This is a genomic window from Streptomyces hamibioticus (assembly GCF_047946815.1).
Classification (GTDB): Bacteria; Actinomycetota; Actinomycetes; order Streptomycetales; family Streptomycetaceae; genus Streptomyces.
In genome coordinates this window covers 7463921-7478830 of record NZ_JBKKQY010000001.1, presented here as the reverse complement: position 1 = coordinate 7478830, position 14910 = coordinate 7463921, and the positions used below count along the sequence as shown (strand labels likewise).

The window sequence follows — 14910 nt, the reverse complement described above, 5'->3', positions numbered from 1 at the left end:
GGGACGGTGCGGCCCGCTCCGGGGCGTGGGCGGGTCAGGAACTGGAGGCGCGGACGTGCAGCTCAGGCAGGATCGCCAGCCGGTGCCGGGCCCGCCCCGGGTCGGCGAGCCGGCGTACGAGCAGCTCCACCGCGGCCGCGCCGACGGCCTGCTTCGGCGGGGCGACCGCGCTGAGCGGAATATCGGCGAGCGAGGCCACCTCGTCGTCGTACGCGACGATCGCCAGATCGCCCGGTACGTCGATGCCGCAGGCCCGCAGCCGCAGGAGCAGCATGATCGCATCGTGGTCGTTGTGGATGAGCGCCGCGTCCAGCCGCCCCTCACCCACCGCGTCGGTGAACGCGCCCAGCAACCGCTCCCGTTCGGCCGTGTCCCCGGCCGGCGGCGGCAGCCGGAAGAGCGAAGGCTCGGGCGCGTCGAGCCCGGCCGAGGCGAGCCCGCTCCGGTAGCCCTCCAGCACCAGCGCGCCGTGCGGGCTGTCGTCGCGGAGCATCAGCCCGATCTGCCGGCGCCCGGTGTCCGCCAGGTGCCGTACGGCGAGCCTGGCGCCGTACACGTGGTCCGTGACCACCCGCTCCGCGCCGGAAACCTCGTCGCCCGGACGCCGCTCCACCAGGACGTGCGGGGGCATGGTCAGCCCGGCCGCCCACGGCTCGGCGTCCGCCGAACTGCACGGCGTGATGAGCAGGCCGTGGATGCCGTCGGCGAGCATCTGGCGGACCTGGTCCCGCTCCTGCTCGGGGCTGTACTGGGAGATGCCGAGGACCAGCCGCACGCCGTGCTCGGCGGCGGCCTCCCGGGCGCCCTTGATCACTTCCGGGTAGTAGTAGTCGGCCGCCGGTACGATCAGGCCGAACACCAGCGCCTCACCGGGCGCGGACGCGCCGCGCGTCTCGGCCCGGACCGCGCCCCCGTGGACGCGCGTCAGCAACCCGCGCTCGGCCAGCGCCTCCACGTCCCGGCGGATGGTGACGGGGGAAACGCGCAGCTCGTGCGCGAAGTCGGTCACCCGCAGCGAGCCCCGCTCATGCAGCGTGTCGAGTATGGCCCGATGCCTGTCTTCCGCCTGCATGCGCTCCGGTTCCCCTTTTCGGTGGTTTCGATCGCCTAGGGGAAGTCTAGCCGCCACCTGATCGATCCGTGAGCGTTTTCGCTCGAACAATCAATTTGGCGGCGGAACGTGCGATTCATTGCCGGTCTGTTGCCTCCGTGCTAGAAACCGCTCACCCAAGTGTGGTTCTGGGTTCAACGACGCACCCCCTTCCCCCGGAGGTTCCACCGATGCCCTCCCGCCGCGCCCTCCTACGTACCGCCACCGCTCTCGCCGCGGCCGCCGTCGCCTCCCCTCTCGGCGCGTGGTCCGCCCACGCCGCCGACGCCTATGACGCCCTGCGCCTCACCTGGCGCGAGCTGATCCTCGGCGCCGGTTTCGACCCCACCACCGAACCGTACGCGGGCAAGCTCGCCGCCCTCGGCTCGACCGCCTCCACTCTGCGCGCCGCCATGGCGCCCCGGGCCGGCTCGCTCTGGCCGGACCTGCCCTACGCCGACCCCGAACCCGACACGGACACGGAGTCGTACACGTACTCCGGCAACCTCGGCACCAGCTACAACCGGCTGCGCACCATGGCCGAGGCGTACGCCCAGCCCGGCACCGGCCTCACCGGCGACGCCACCCTCCGCGCCCAGATCCTCACCGGCCTCGACCACCTCCACGACCAGGCGTACAACGCCTCCCAAGCCCGCTACGGCAACTGGTACAACTGGCAGATCGGCATCCCGCAGGCCCTCCTCGACATCGACGTCCTGCTGTACGACCACCTCGGCGCCGCCCGCATCGCCGAACACTGCGCCGCCGTCGACCACTTCGTCCCCGACAGCGCGGTCGTCAACTACACCGGCACCTCCACCGGCGCCAACCGCGTCGACCTGTGCCGCGTCCTCGCCCTGCGCGGCGTCATCGGCAAGAGCTCCGCCAAGCTCGCCCTCGCCCGCGACGCGCTCTCGCCGGTCTTCCCGTACGTGACGAGCGGCGACGGCCTCTACGCCGACGGCAGCTTCATCCAGCACACCTATGTGCCGTACGCCGGGTCGTACGGCGCCGTGATGCTGGGCGGGCTGTCGATGCTGTTCGCGCTGCTCAAGGGCTCCGCCTGGGAGGTCACCGACCCCGGCCGGCAGATCATCCTGGACTCCGTCGAGAAGGCGTACGCACCCTTCCTCTTCAACGGCCTCGCCATGGACGGCGTCTCCGGGCGGGCGCCCAGCCGGGGCGTACAGAAGACGGACACCCGGCAGATCCGCCAGGACGACCACCTGCGCGGACACTCGATCATCGCGTGCATAGCCCTGCTCGCGCGCAGCGCCTCGGCGACCGAGAAAGCGCGCTGGGACGGAATGGTCAAGGGCTGGATCGCCCGCGACTACTTCAGCCCGCTCCTGACCAGCCCCGCGCTCGGCATCGCCCAGCTCTCCCGCCTGAAGGCGGTCAACGACGGCGCCGGTGCCGCGATCCCGGAGCCGGCCGGCCACCGGCTCTTCCCCGGCATGGACCGGGCGGTCCACCGCCGCCCCGGCTGGGCCGCGGCCCTGTCCATGGCGTCGAACCGGATCACGTACTACGAGAACGGCAACGGCGAGAACCTGCGCGCCTGGCACAGCAGCTCCGGAATGCTCTACTGGTGGGGCGACACCTACGCCAACGGCCAGTACAGCGACGACTTCTGGCCCACCGTCGACCCGTACCGGCTGCCCGGCACCACCGCCTCCCGCAAGACGCTCGCCGACGGGGAAGGCGGGGTCTGGGGCGCGGCCCGGCCCGACGTGCGCTGGGTGGGCGGGGCGACGGACGGAACGTACGCGGCGGTCGGCCAGTACCTGAAGGGCCTGTCCTCCACCCTCCTCGCCAAGAAGTCATGGTTCTTCCTGGACGACTCCGTCGTCTGCCTCGGCGCCGGCATCCACGGCCGGGACGGCACGGGCGTCGAGTCGGTCGTCGAGAACCGCAACCTGGGCGCGAACGGCGTGCACGCCTTCACCGTCGACGGTACGGCCCAGCCCGCCACCCTCGGCTGGAGCGCCACCCTCACCGGCGCGCGCTGGGCGCACCTCGCCGGACACGGCGGGTACGTCTTCCCCGGTGGCGCCACCGTCAAGGCGCTGCGCCAGGCGCGCACCGGCGCCTGGTCGGACATCAACAAGGGAGCGACGACCGACCCCGTCACGCGCCGCTACCTGACGCTGTGGTTCGACCACGGCACGGACCCGACATGGGCGACGTACGCGTACGTCCTGATGCCGGGCGCCACGGCGGCCGAGACCGCCGCCCGCGCCGCCGACACGGGCCGGGTCACCGTGCTCGCCAACACCAACGACCAGCAGGGCGTCACCGTCCCCGCGCTCGGCTTCACCGGCGTCAACTTCTGGTTCGGCGGGACGGCCGGCGCCGTCACCGCGTCCGCGCCCGCGAGCGTCATGATCCGCGAGACCGGCGACACGGCCACCGTCCGCGTCTCCGGGCCGCTGCGCGACGGCGCCACGATCGACCTGACGTGGAACCGCGCCGTCGCCTCCGTGACCTCCAAGGACGCCGCCGTCCAGGTGCTGTCGACCGGCTCCGCGCTGAAACTGCGCATCACACCGGGCACCCTCGGGGCGGTGCACCGGGCAGAGGTGCGGCTCGGATAAGGGGTACCCCGGTGGCCGCCCCGGTCGGGGCGGCCACCGGTCAGCCGTCCGTGACCATCCGGAAGCCGACGTTCCCGCTGGTGCTGTCCGGCTGGTTCCGGGTGCGCGCGGCCACCCGGTAGCGGTTGCAGTACGAGGCGTGGCACAGGTACGAGCCGCCCCGCATCACCCGCTCGTCACAGCCGGGCGCCCACGGGTCGGCGCACCACTCCCACACGTTGCCGACCACGTTGTGCAGGCCGTAACCGTTGGGCGGGAAGGCGTCGACCGGGGCTGTGGAACGGTAGCCGTCCGCCCCGGTGTTGCGGGTGGGGAAGTGGCCCTGCCAGATGTTGCAGCGGTGTTCGCCGCCCGGGGTGAGCTCGTCGCCCCACGGGTAGCGACGCCCCTCCAGGCCCCCGCGTGCCGCGTACTCCCACTCGGCCTCGGTGGGCAGGCGCCCCCCGGCCCACGCGCAGTACGCGCTCGCGTCGCGCCACGAGACGTGCACCACCGGATGGTCCCACCGGTCGCCGACCGACGAGCCGGGCCCCTCCGGGTGGCTCCAGTCGGCGCCGGAGACCCCGCACCACCAGGGGGTCCCCGGCGGGCGCGGCGACACCCGGCGCAGCGCGCCCGGCAGGAAGGAGGCGAAGACGTAGCTCCAGCCGAAACTCTCGGCGTCGGTGCGGTGCCCGGTGGCTGCCACGAACTCGGCGAACAGGGCGTTGGTGACCGCGTACCGGCTGACGCTGAACTCGTCGACCGTCACCGGCCGCACCGGGCCCTCGGCGTCCCCCGGACAGCCGTCCCCGTCCTCGGTGCCCATCAGGAACCGCCCGCCCGGCAGGCACGCGGCCTTCCGGTGCCAGTCGGGCACCCGGGGCGCCGGTGTCCCCACCGGCGCGGCGACGTCCACCGTGACCGACGCCGCATCCCCCCGGGCGCCACCGCCCGCGCAGCAGCCGCCCCCTGATCTCTCGTTCACCGGCTCGGTCCCCTCGTCGTCGTTCCGGGTGTGCAGCCGCCATTGATCCAGCCCGGGACCGACCGCTGTCAAGATCCGCGCCGAAAAAGTCCAGATCACCGTTGCGTCCGTCCAAGCGCGGTGCCCGGCACGGCGGACGGTGGCGAACGGCGTACGCGAAAGTCCTGCCGGGACGCGTCTTTGTGCATGGTCACCGCTGCGCTCCCCGTCGCACACTGGCGGCGGCGCCGTTCCCCGTCCCGCCTCCGCCGCCTGCGCGCCGGCTCCCACCGCGGACAGGCCGCGCGCCCCCGAGTTCGTCGTGGCGCACCGGTACCCGACGACGCCGCGCTCTCCCCGACCGACCCGAAAGGTGCCCCGCCCCCATGACCGCACCCGCGCCCGGAGCCACCGCCGCGCCGTCCCCGCACCGCCGCACGGTGCTGCTGATGACCGACGCCACCCGCTGGGACATGCTCGGCAGCTACCGCGACACCGGCGTGGCCACCCCGCATCTGGACCGGCTGGCCGCCACCGGCGTCCGGTTCGAACGCGCGTACACGACCCAGCCGGTGTGCGCGCCCGCCCGTGCCGCGCTGTTCACCGGCACCTGGCCGCACTCCAACGGCACCTGGTCCAACAACCTCGCCCCCGGCCTCGACGTGCCCACCCTCGGCCGGCGGCTGCGCGACCACGGCGCCGCCACCGCGTACATCGGCAAGTGGCACCTGGACGGCACCGACTACTTCGGCAACGGCCGCTGCCCCGACGGCTGGGACCCCGCGTACTGGTACGACATGCGCCGCTACCTCGAGGAACTCACCCCCGACGAGCGCCGCGCCTCCCGCGACCCCGCCACCGTCGACGACCCCGGCGTCGACAGCCCCTTCACGTACGCGCACCGGTGCACCGACCGGGCCGTCGACTTCCTCACCCGCCACACCGACGACGACTTCCTGCTGGTCGTCTCCTACGACGAGCCGCACGACCCGGGGATCACCCCGCCCGAATACGCCGAGAAGTACCGGGACTTCGTCTTCCCGCACGACGACAACGTCCTCGACGACCTCGACGGCAAACCCGCCCACCAGCGCGTCTGGGCCGGACCCCGACTCACCGAGGACCGCTCCGGCGGCTACGAGCGCCGCGACCCCCGCTACTTCGCCGCCCAGGAGTTCGTCGACGCCCAGATCGGCCGGGTCCTGCGCGCCGTCGACGAGCACTGCCCCGACGCGCTCGTCCTCTACACCTCCGACCACGGCGACATGCTCGGCTCGCACCGGCTGTACGCCAAGGGCCCCGCGATGTACGACGAGATCGCCCGGGTGCCACTGCTGGCCCGCCTTCCCGGCACCACCCCGCACGGCGGCGTGGCCGCCGACCCCGTCTCGCACATCGACCTCGCCCCGACCGTGCTCGCGCACCACGGGCTCGACGTGCCCGACCTGCTGCCGGGCCACAGCCTGCTGCCCACGCTGGCCGACCCCGGACACCGGGCCGCCGACGAGGTGTTCGTGGAGTTCGGCCGCTACGAGGTGGACCACGACGGGTTCGGCGGCTTCCAGCCGATGCGCGGCGTCTTCGACGGACGGCACAAGCTCGTCGTCCACCTGCTCTCCGGCGACGAACTGTACGACCTGGCCGAGGACCCCGGGGAACTGCGCAACCTGATCGGCGACCCGGACCACGCCGCCGTCCGGGACCGGCTGCACGACCGGCTGCTGGCCTGGATGAACGAGACCCGCGACCCGTTCCGCGGTCACTACTGGGAGGCCAGGCCCTGGCGCACCGACGCCCGCGAGGCCACCTGGGCGTACGACGGCATGACCCGCCAGCGGCCGGACGACCCCGGCTACCAGCCCCGGCTGCTGGACTACGTCACCGGCCTGGAGATGACGGAGACGATGCGCCGGAAGTGACGGGCCGCCGGACGGGCCCGGCGAAGGGGTCAACCGTCGTCCGTCCGGGTCCGGGTCCGGGTCCGGGTCGACCGTGTCAGCCGTCGGTCGGCCGCGCCACCGTCCCGCCGCGCGACTCGCGCGCCCGGAAGACGGACGGCGGCACGCCCACGCGCCGATGGAACACCCGGCTGAAGTACGCCGGGTCGGCGTAGCCGACCATGCGGGCCACCGTCGCCGTCGGCAGGTCCGTCCCGGCCAGCAGCTCCTGGGCCCGGCCCAGCCGCACCGACAGCAGGAAGTCCTTGGGCCCTCGGCCGCTCGCCCGGCGCACAGCCTGGCGGAGCCCGGTCGACGACATGCCCAGCCGGGCCGCGTGACCGTCCACCGACAGCGGCAGGAACGCGTCCCGGGCGAGTGCCTCCAGCAGTGGGTCGTCCACGCCCCCGGAGGCGCCGGGGGCACCGTCCGCGCGGGCCTCCCGCAGGGCCGGCAGCAGCTGGTGCACGGCGACCGCGGCCTCGACGTCGGCCAGTGGGTTGCCCGGCCGGGCCGCCGCGATGATCCGTTGGGCGATCGCGCTCACCTCGTCGGTGCGGGCCAGCGGTACCACCGGCCGGTCGGGGCTGATGTACCCGAGCCGGGTGTACGTCGAGGTGGCGGGACCGGTGAAGGCGACGAACGTCTCGTCCCATCCGGTGCCCGGGGCGGGCCCGTAGTGGTGCGGCACCCCCGGGGTGAGCCAGAGCAGTACGGGCGCCCGGACGGGGCGCGGGGCCCGGTTGCCGTGCCGGAACCAGCCCGCGCCCGCCGTGATCACCACGGCGACGTGCCGGTCCAGCGTGCGGGGGCCGACGACGGGCAGAGGCCCGCGCTGCACTCCGACGCCCAGGCAGACCAGGCCGAGCTCCCGGTAGCGGGCCTCGGGGGCGAAGAAACGGTTCCACATGTGTTGAGCAGCCATCGTCGCTCGATCCTGCACCATCGCTCGCCCCACCCACCAGCCGCCCCCGCGCCGACCGGGCCCGCCCCGGGCGCGGGACCAGGGTCCTGACCGGTCCGGCCGCCATCGCATACCTGCGCGCGCTCCTCGCTCGTTCTGCCATCCGGTCATGCCGGCCATCGCGCTGTCGGTGACCGGGTGAGCTTCACGCCACCGGGCCTGGGCCCGGACCACCAGCTCGGCGACAGCCCGTCGTCCACGGCGCTCGTCGGTCCCACAGCGGCTCCCCGGCCTCGGTGTCACTCACCACCTCAGTCATCAACCGCCGTTTTCGGCCCGGGAGTCACACCTGACCGTACAGACCCGATTCAGGAGTGACAGTCGCGGCGTAATCGGTCGGAGTCTGGCCGTAGGGTTTGCGGAAGGCGCGGGCGAAGTGGCCGCTGTCGGCGAACTGCCAGCGGGCGGCAATCTCCGCGATGGTCATACGCCGGTACGGTGTGACGAGCGCGCGGCGTGCCTCGCCGAGGCGGCGATCCCGGATGTAGGCACTCAGCGACTGTCCTTCTGCGGCGAAGGCCCGTTGCAGGGTCCGCACGGAGGGCGGTGCGGGCTCTCAGGTTTTGGGTTTTCTGAAGGGGATCACATTCCCTTCCTTTTTCTGTTCAGCCTCGGATTTGTTTCTGTTCGCGTCAGCGGTGAGGACGGCTGCAGCGAGGATGGTCTGTTCGGTGATCCATCGGGCTTCGGCTTCGCCGGTGCGTGCGTCTTTGAGGGATTGCTGGAGTGTGGCGTTCTCCTTGCGGAGTCGTTTTTCGCTTGCGGGCATTTGCTTTCTTTCGTTGCGGACTCGTTCGTTGAAGAGTTCGCGGAGGTCGGAGTGGCGCTTGTAGAGCGCCATGCGATGGACGTCGGCTTCGGCGGCGAGGGCTTCGACGGTGAGGCTTCCGCTGGAGCGGGTGGGGGCGCCTGTCAGGAGGCGTTCGATGGCGGCGTTGATTCGCTCGCGTTCGGCGGTGTGGGCGGTCTGATCGTGGCTCATGCGGGGATCTCCGGTGCGGTGCGGGCGGTTGCATCGTGGGTGTCGGCGACGTTGCGCCACTTCGCGGCGGCGGCGTGGAGGGCTTTCGCCATCGGCCCGGGGACGTGGGCTGCCTGTTGTCCGAGCCGGTCGGCGTGCGCGCGGGCGGCCCGGGCGTGGGCGTCGGTGCGGACCGCGTTGCCGCAGCCGGTCTGGCAGGCGAACGGCAGCGGGGCGATGGCGCCCGCATCCGGTTCACACAGCGCGTTGTCCGCTTTGAAAGCGCAGATCAGGAAGCTGTCGGGGTTGTCGTAGAGAAGGTGGCCCCGCATCTTCTTCAGGTGCCCGGTGGCGCGGGCGGTGAGGATGGCTCCTTCGAAGCGGGGGGTGTCGGCGGCGTCGATGAGGGCCCGGCCGGCGGCGGGGCCGGAGATCCGCTCGCCGGCAGCTGCCGCGTCGCGTAGGTTCGCGGCCGCATCTGCGGTAGCCAGGACAGTTTCCACGTCCAGGACGCCGTGCATGCCCCGGCGGCCGCGGGCGCCGTAGCCGGCGGAGGTGCGGGCGTCGAGGAAGGCCCGCATGTGCCCGTACTGGATGGCGAGGGCCACCGGCCCACCGGGGCGTCGGGCGATGTGCCAGGCGAGGGTGTGCCGCCAGCGGTTCGGGCTGATTGGCCCGGTGGGGGTCGGCGGGGACCGTCTGTGCGGACAGGCCCTGGGTGACGGCTTCCTGGTTGATCCAGGCCACGAACTCCCTGATCCGTTTCGCGAGCGCACCCCGGGTCAGGCTGCCGTGATACCTGCCCCCCTACTGGGGATCGTGGTGAGTGGAGCTGAGCAGGAATTCGCCGGGGGGCACCATGCGCTCCAGGACACGGATGGCGTTGACCACCGGTGTGATGGCTACCCAGGGGACTGTGCGGATCTCGCCCGCACTGACGTGGTTGCCGTCGTCGTCGATAACGTTCTTGTAGTGGCGTCCGGTGATCAGGGCAGGCTTTGCTGTTTCCTCGTCCGTCCCCTCGTCGGCCTCCACGGCGTTACTGAGCTTGTTGCCGTGATGTCGTCAAGGTGAGGCCGGTTTCGGTGAGGCATCCGTCGATGAGGTTGCTGCGGTATTGGATCTGGCGGAGGCCATGCCGGAGGGTGCGCATCAGGTGGTCTGGGTCGGTGAAGGCGGTGTTGGCCTGGCTGCTGCGTCGTAGCAGTGACCAGAGGCCTTCGACGGGGTTGAGGTTGGGTGCGTATGCCGGCAGGAAGTAGCAGGTGATCCAGTCGTGTGCATCGATGAACGCTCTCAGCCGGGCGTCCTTGTGGACGTTCAGGGTGTCCCAGACGAGCACAATGGGTGCACCGAGCTGCTGATGGGCGGCGACGAGCAGGTCGCGGTAATCGGTCCAGGTGAAACTGCGTCTGCCGCCCCGCTTGTGATCGACGTGCCGCTTGAGCCGGTAGATCAGGCGTGAGCGTTCGCCCGGCTTGTAGCAGGCCAGGGCCGCGATGGAGAAGCGGCGCTGGGAGCGTCCCCGCACCCGGATGAGGGGTGTGTGTCCGCGTCGGGCCCAGCTGCGGGTGGTGGGCGGCGTCATCGAGAAGCCGGCTTCGTCTTCGAAGCACAGCCAGGCCCCGAGCGCCGCCGCGGTGTTTCCACGTGGGGCCATGTCTCCTTCACCCAGCCGGTGACCGCTTCTTCGTTGCGCTCCAGAGCGCGGCGGGCGGGGACCTGGTGGCTGAAGCCGTGCCGGCGCAGCATCTTCGCGATGGCCGAGAGCGACATGCTCTTGTGGAACCGGCGCCCGATCAGCGTCTTGATCCGCGTCAGCGTCCAGGTCTGGTCCGGCCAGCCGTGTGCGACGGGGCCCCTGGCCAGCTCCTGCTCCAGTACCGCGAACAGCTGCTCGCTCAGTTTGGGCAGCGACACCGGACCCACTGAGCGAAGACCGTCCGGGCCTGTTTTCTGCCAGGCCAGGCGCCACCGCTGAACGGAGCGCACGCTCACCCGTAAGCCTTTGGCGACCTCGGTGTTGGAGGCGCCGGCGCCGAACCGTTCGGCGGCCTCCATCCGGATCCGCTCACGAAACGCCTGCCGTTCAGGCGTCAGCCCACCACCCTGCGGATACCTCATACAAACGGCATACCGCGACGATCACACGCCGTCAGCCCCCAACGACACCACGCCAACAAGCTCAGTAACGGCGTCACCCGTACCACAACCAACACCTACGACGCCGCCGGCCGCCTGAAGCAGACACAGACCACCGGCGGTGTTGGAACCGCGGTACCGGCGCAGACCACTACGTACGACCCGGACAACGGCTCCGTAGCGACCGTGACCAACGGCACGGCCACCATCCGCCGCACCAACGACCGGCTCGGCCGGGAGATCAGCTACGACGACGGTGCGGGCAATGTCACCCACACCCAGTACGACAACCGCGACCGGAAGATCCGCGTCACCGACTCAGCCCCATCCACGGTCACCTACGACTACGACAGCCCCGCCGGCCTGCCGACCAGGGTCCACGACTCGGTCATGGGCACCATCGGCGACGTGACCGGCTTCTACGTCTCCGACGGCCGCCTCTACAAGCAGAAGCTGCCGTGGAACATGGACGTCGAGTTCAACCTCGACCCCACCGGCACTGAAACCTCCCGCTACTGGCACTGGGAGTCCGGCTGGACCGTCCAGGGCGAGTCCACCAGCAGAGCGTCCACGACCAGGTCGTCAGCCGCACCACGTACACCGGAGGCGGCGCCTACCAGGAGTACACCTACGACGCGGCAGCACGCCTCACCAAGGTCGATGACTCCCAGGCCGGCGTCACCACCCACCGCGCCTACGCCTTCGACAACAACACCAACCGCACGTTGCTGACCACCACCGTTGACGACGTCGACGGAGGCACCCCCACCACCAACACCGTCAACCACACCTACGACAGCGCCGACCGGCTCATCTCCGCCGGCACTGTCTACGACGCCCTCGGACGCACCACCACACAGGCTGAGGGCACCAAGAACAGCTACTACACCAACGACCTCGTCCGGCAGATCACCGCGGATACCGAGCGCACTACCTGGACTCTGGACGCGGACAATCGCCTCGCTTCCTGGACCACCGAGGAGCAGGACGAGAGCGGCTCCTGGAGGAACTCACTCATCAGAACCAACCATTACGGTGGCGATGGCGACAGTCCGGACTGGACCGAGGACGCCTTCGGCGGCATCAGCCGCAGCCTGGAGGACCTGGCAGGCAACTTGATCGCCACCACCAGCAGGACCGGGGACACCATCCTGCAACTGTCCAACCTGCACGGCGACATCGCCACACAGATTCCCCTGGTGGACGCCACCACGCCAGTGGTCAGTAGCTACGACGAGTACGGCAACCCGCTGCCCGGCACCGACCCCGCCCGCTACGGCTGGCTCGGCGGAAAGCAGCGCTCCAGCGAAACCCCGAGCGGCGTGACACTCATGGGGGTACGGCTCTACAACCCGAACCAGGGTCGGTTCCTGTCTGTGGACCCAGTACCCGGAGGCAGCGCCAACGCCTACGAGTACGTCAACGGCGACCCACTCAACCAGTACGACCTCAACGGTCAGTGGAGCGTCCGCAAGAGGTTCAAGAGCTGGTGGGGGCGTAAGAGCCGCAACCCCAACTACCGTCACTGGTACTACGGGGCTCGCATGGGAGCATCTCTGATCAACCCCGCCAAGAAGGCTCGCTACGTGGTTCGCTACGCCAAGAACCCGCGCCGTGTTACCCGCATGTGCTCACGTGGCTGGAAGCACGCTGCCGGCTGTGCCGGCGCCTTCTGGGGAGTGCCCTCCGCATTCAACTACGGGCGGAAGATGGCGCGGAACTACCGGTACATGCGCTCATACAACCAGGCGCTCACGTACGCAGCGAAGCAGCGAACCTGCAGACGGTACACCGGCTACCGTGGCCGAGGTAGCTGCACCTGATACACAAACTGCTGGGAGGCGAGTGATAGGTTTCTGCCTCCCGGCAGCTCGGCAAGGAGACATCATGGACGACACTGCAGGATTGCTCCTTCGAGTCCTAAAAGCCGCAGGGAGAGCAGTATCCGGATTCCTGGAGTACATTAACCTGCGAGACGGTTTCCGCGCCGTCAGGGATCATTTCAGACGCGCAAAGAGCAAGAAGAGCGCGTAATCAGCCCGCCAGCCATGCGGACTTCCCATGGTACGGCTACGAAAGACCGTAATCGTTCGATGCGCCGGCGGCCCGCTTGCTGGCCGCCGACGGCCAATCATCACGAATTGTCGAGCCAAGGTACTGAGGTTTTCTCAACGGTGATCACTTCCAGATTCCGTTGAGGACGAGGGCCGCGCGGGCGATGTCGCCGATGCGGCTGGGGCTGAGCGTGACGTGCTGCAGGGTGCGCCATCGCTGCTTGAGTTCGGCGGCGGTGCGCTCGCCGAGCGCCCGTAGGTGTCGCAGCAGGGTGTTGGACATGCGGGTGTCGACGTGAAGCGCCTGCTCGGACTTGCCTTTTGGGCGTCGGACGGGGATGCGGATGCCGATGCCGGCGCCGATGTAGCCCTTGTCCGCCAGGGTCGGCAGGCCGTCGGCCGCCGCCTTGTAGAGGGCGGGCAGGGCATGAATGCGTGCGGCGGTGATGTCGGGGGTAGAGCCGGGCTCGACGCCGGAGACCCACAGCGGGGTGCCGTCCGGAGCGGCCAGGAACTGCACGTTGCCGCCGAACGCCTTGTGTTTCTGGCTGAACCACAGGTCGTTGCCGTTGTCGCGGACACCGGCCAGCCGGTTCGATTCGATCAGCGTGCCGTCCAGGATCACGTGGGTCATACCTTCGCGCCGACAACGGTCCAGGACTTCATGCAGGTCCGGGGCCTGGTCGGCGAGGACATCGATGCCCTCGTGCAGGTAGCGGTACCCGGTGGCCTGTGAGACTCCGGCATCCCGGGCCAGGCAGTGTACGCAGCCGCGCTCTCGGAACCAGCGCAGCACCAGCGCCGCCTGGCGGAACGGGCCAAGCGCCCGGCTGCCGCGCGGGGTACCGATGTGCCGTCGGTGCGCGGCGAGCAGACGCGACAGGTACTCCACGACATGGCGCGGGACATCGAGCATGACAACATAGGTGACCAACGTGAAGCCTCTGGTGGTTACGGACATGATCTTGTGGTGAGACCTGTCCTACCAGGGGCTTTACGTCTGTCCGAGGCCGTGGCCGGCCCGCTCTCGCCGGTGATCCACACCGGTTCGCTTCGATCATTTCACTGAGAAAACCTCACTGACCTTCAAAGCGTGATGTCGTCATGATGGTTTGCGTAGGCCGGTGCCGGTGAGGCAGCCGTCGAGGACGTCGTGTCGGTACTGGAGCTGGCGTAAGCCGCGTCGGACGGCGGTGATCAGGTCGTCGGGGTCGGCGAACGCGCGGTTGGCTGTGGTGGTGCGTCGCAGCACGGACCAGATGCCCTCGACGGGGTTGAGATCGGGTGTGTAGGGCGGGAGTTGGAAGACGGTGAGCCAGTCGCGGTCGGCGATGTAGCGGCGCATCCCGGCCGTCAAGTGGGTGTTCAAGTTGTCCCAGACCAGCACGATCGGTCCGCCGAGCTGCTGGTGAGCACTCTGAATGAGATCGCGGTAGTCCATCCAGGAGAAACTCTTGCGCCCGTCGGGCCGTGCATCGGAACGGGGCCGGTAGACCAGCCGGGGGGGGTTCGCCAGCCTTGTAGCAGACCAGGGCGGCCACCGATAAGCGGCGGCGGGAGCGGCCCCGCACGCGGACCACAGGGGTGTGGCCGCGGCGGGACCAGGTACGGGCGGTCGGCGGCGTCATCGAGAAGCCTGCCTCGTCCTCGAAGACGAGCCAGGCGCCGAGCGCCGCCACGGTCCTTCCACGCTCGGCCAGGTCTCCTTCACCCAGCCGGCCACCGCAGCCTCGTCCCGCTCGAGCAGGGCGGCCACACCCTGCACGGTGTAGCTCTTGTGGAAACGGCGCCCGATCAGAGTCTTGATCCGCGACAGGGTCCAGGTCTGGTCCGGCCAGCCGTGCGCCACCGGCCCCTTGGCCAGCTCACGCTCCAGCACGGCGAACAGCTCGTCGCTCAGCAGCGGCAGCGACGCCGGGCCCTTCGAAGTCAGGGCCTCCGGCCCGCCCTGCGACCAGGCTCTGCGCCAGCGCTGCACCGACCGGACACTCACCCGCAGGTCGTGCGCGATGACCGTGTTTTCCTCCCGTACCGGAACCGCTCGGCCGCCTCCATCCGCAACCTCTCACGGAAGACCCGGCGTTCGTCGGTCAGGCCACCGCCCTGGGCATACCTCATGTACTCGGGATACCGCAGGGATCATGGACCGTCAGCCCTCCGACACCACGCTTTGAAGGTCAGTACTGAGCTTGTTGGCGTGGTGTCGTTGGGGGCTGACG

Annotated in this window: 13 protein-coding genes and 1 pseudogene; 4 read left to right on the top strand and 10 right to left on the bottom strand. The window is 70.2% G+C overall.

Annotated elements, in window-relative coordinates; translation table 11 throughout:
- Positions 1-34 precede the first annotated feature (34 nt).
- Positions 35-1072 carry a substrate-binding domain-containing protein gene (locus ACLGIH_RS34430; protein WP_416529153.1) on the bottom strand — a complete coding sequence of 346 codons (1038 nt, stop codon included), beginning with the start codon at positions 1070-1072 and terminating at the stop codon, positions 35-37.
- A gap of 209 nt (positions 1073-1281) precedes the next feature.
- Here ACLGIH_RS34430 and ACLGIH_RS34425 point away from each other — a divergent pair, with 209 nt between their 5' ends.
- Positions 1282-3687: a polysaccharide lyase 8 family protein gene (locus ACLGIH_RS34425; RefSeq protein WP_416529152.1), complete on the top strand. Its 2406-nt coding sequence runs from the start codon at positions 1282-1284 to the stop codon at positions 3685-3687.
- A gap of 40 nt (positions 3688-3727) precedes the next feature.
- On the opposite strand, the gene ACLGIH_RS34420 is transcribed toward ACLGIH_RS34425, so the two are convergent.
- Positions 3728-4654, bottom strand: a complete 927-nt coding sequence (locus ACLGIH_RS34420) for a formylglycine-generating enzyme family protein (RefSeq protein WP_416529151.1) — start codon at positions 4652-4654, stop codon at positions 3728-3730.
- A 365-nt stretch (positions 4655-5019) separates the two neighbouring features.
- On the opposite strand from ACLGIH_RS34420, the gene ACLGIH_RS34415 reads away from it, so the two are divergent.
- Positions 5020-6552, top strand: a complete 1533-nt coding sequence (locus ACLGIH_RS34415) for a sulfatase-like hydrolase/transferase (RefSeq protein WP_416529150.1) — start codon at positions 5020-5022, stop codon at positions 6550-6552.
- Between the two features lie 76 nt (positions 6553-6628).
- Here ACLGIH_RS34415 and ACLGIH_RS34410 read toward each other — a convergent pair whose 3' ends face one another.
- The 6 genes from ACLGIH_RS34410 to ACLGIH_RS35090 form a co-directional block, all read right to left on the bottom strand.
- A complete protein-coding gene (locus tag ACLGIH_RS34410) occupies positions 6629-7495 on the bottom strand; it encodes a helix-turn-helix domain-containing protein (protein WP_416529149.1) in 867 nt (288 codons plus the stop codon).
- 322 nt (positions 7496-7817) lie between these two features.
- A complete protein-coding gene (locus tag ACLGIH_RS34405) occupies positions 7818-8072 on the bottom strand; it encodes a helix-turn-helix transcriptional regulator (protein ID WP_416529148.1) in 255 nt (84 codons plus the stop codon).
- Between the two features lie 18 nt (positions 8073-8090).
- Positions 8091-8516, bottom strand: a complete 426-nt coding sequence (locus tag ACLGIH_RS34400) for a hypothetical protein (RefSeq protein WP_416529147.1) — start codon at positions 8514-8516, stop codon at positions 8091-8093.
- Positions 8513-9103, bottom strand: coding sequence for a hypothetical protein (locus ACLGIH_RS34395; RefSeq protein WP_416529146.1), 591 nt, complete (start codon positions 9101-9103; stop codon positions 8513-8515). Before ACLGIH_RS34395 ends, ACLGIH_RS34400 begins: the two co-directional genes overlap by 4 nt.
- 199 nt (positions 9104-9302) lie before the next feature.
- Positions 9303-9530, bottom strand: a complete 228-nt coding sequence (locus tag ACLGIH_RS34390) for a hypothetical protein (RefSeq protein ID WP_416529145.1) — start codon at positions 9528-9530, stop codon at positions 9303-9305.
- A 4-nt stretch (positions 9531-9534) separates the two neighbouring features.
- Positions 9535-10619 (bottom strand): IS630 family transposase gene (locus ACLGIH_RS35090; protein WP_473246767.1). Its coding sequence is split into 2 segments (ribosomal slippage): positions 9535-10094 and positions 10094-10619, totalling 1086 coding nucleotides; the frame shifts between segments, so codons are not numbered across the junction.
- A 204-nt stretch (positions 10620-10823) separates the two neighbouring features.
- Here ACLGIH_RS35090 and ACLGIH_RS34375 point away from each other — a divergent pair.
- Entirely contained in the window at positions 10824-11369 is a 546-nt protein-coding gene (locus ACLGIH_RS34375; protein ID WP_416529144.1) for a hypothetical protein, read from the top strand.
- A complete protein-coding gene (locus ACLGIH_RS34370) occupies positions 11363-12460 on the top strand; it encodes an RHS repeat-associated core domain-containing protein (protein ID WP_416529143.1) in 1098 nt (365 codons plus the stop codon). The genes ACLGIH_RS34375 and ACLGIH_RS34370 overlap by 7 nt, the downstream gene beginning before the upstream one ends.
- A 355-nt stretch (positions 12461-12815) precedes the next feature.
- Here the strand turns inward: ACLGIH_RS34370 and ACLGIH_RS34365 are convergent, their stop codons facing one another.
- Together ACLGIH_RS34365 and ACLGIH_RS35085 are read right to left on the bottom strand one after the other, a co-directional pair.
- Positions 12816-13625: a transposase family protein gene (locus ACLGIH_RS34365; RefSeq protein ID WP_416529564.1), complete on the bottom strand. Its 810-nt coding sequence runs from the start codon at positions 13623-13625 to the stop codon at positions 12816-12818.
- Positions 13626-13793: 168 nt separating this feature from the next.
- Positions 13794-14809 (bottom strand): annotated as a pseudogene (locus tag ACLGIH_RS35085) (IS630 family transposase).
- Positions 14810-14910 lie beyond the last annotated feature (101 nt).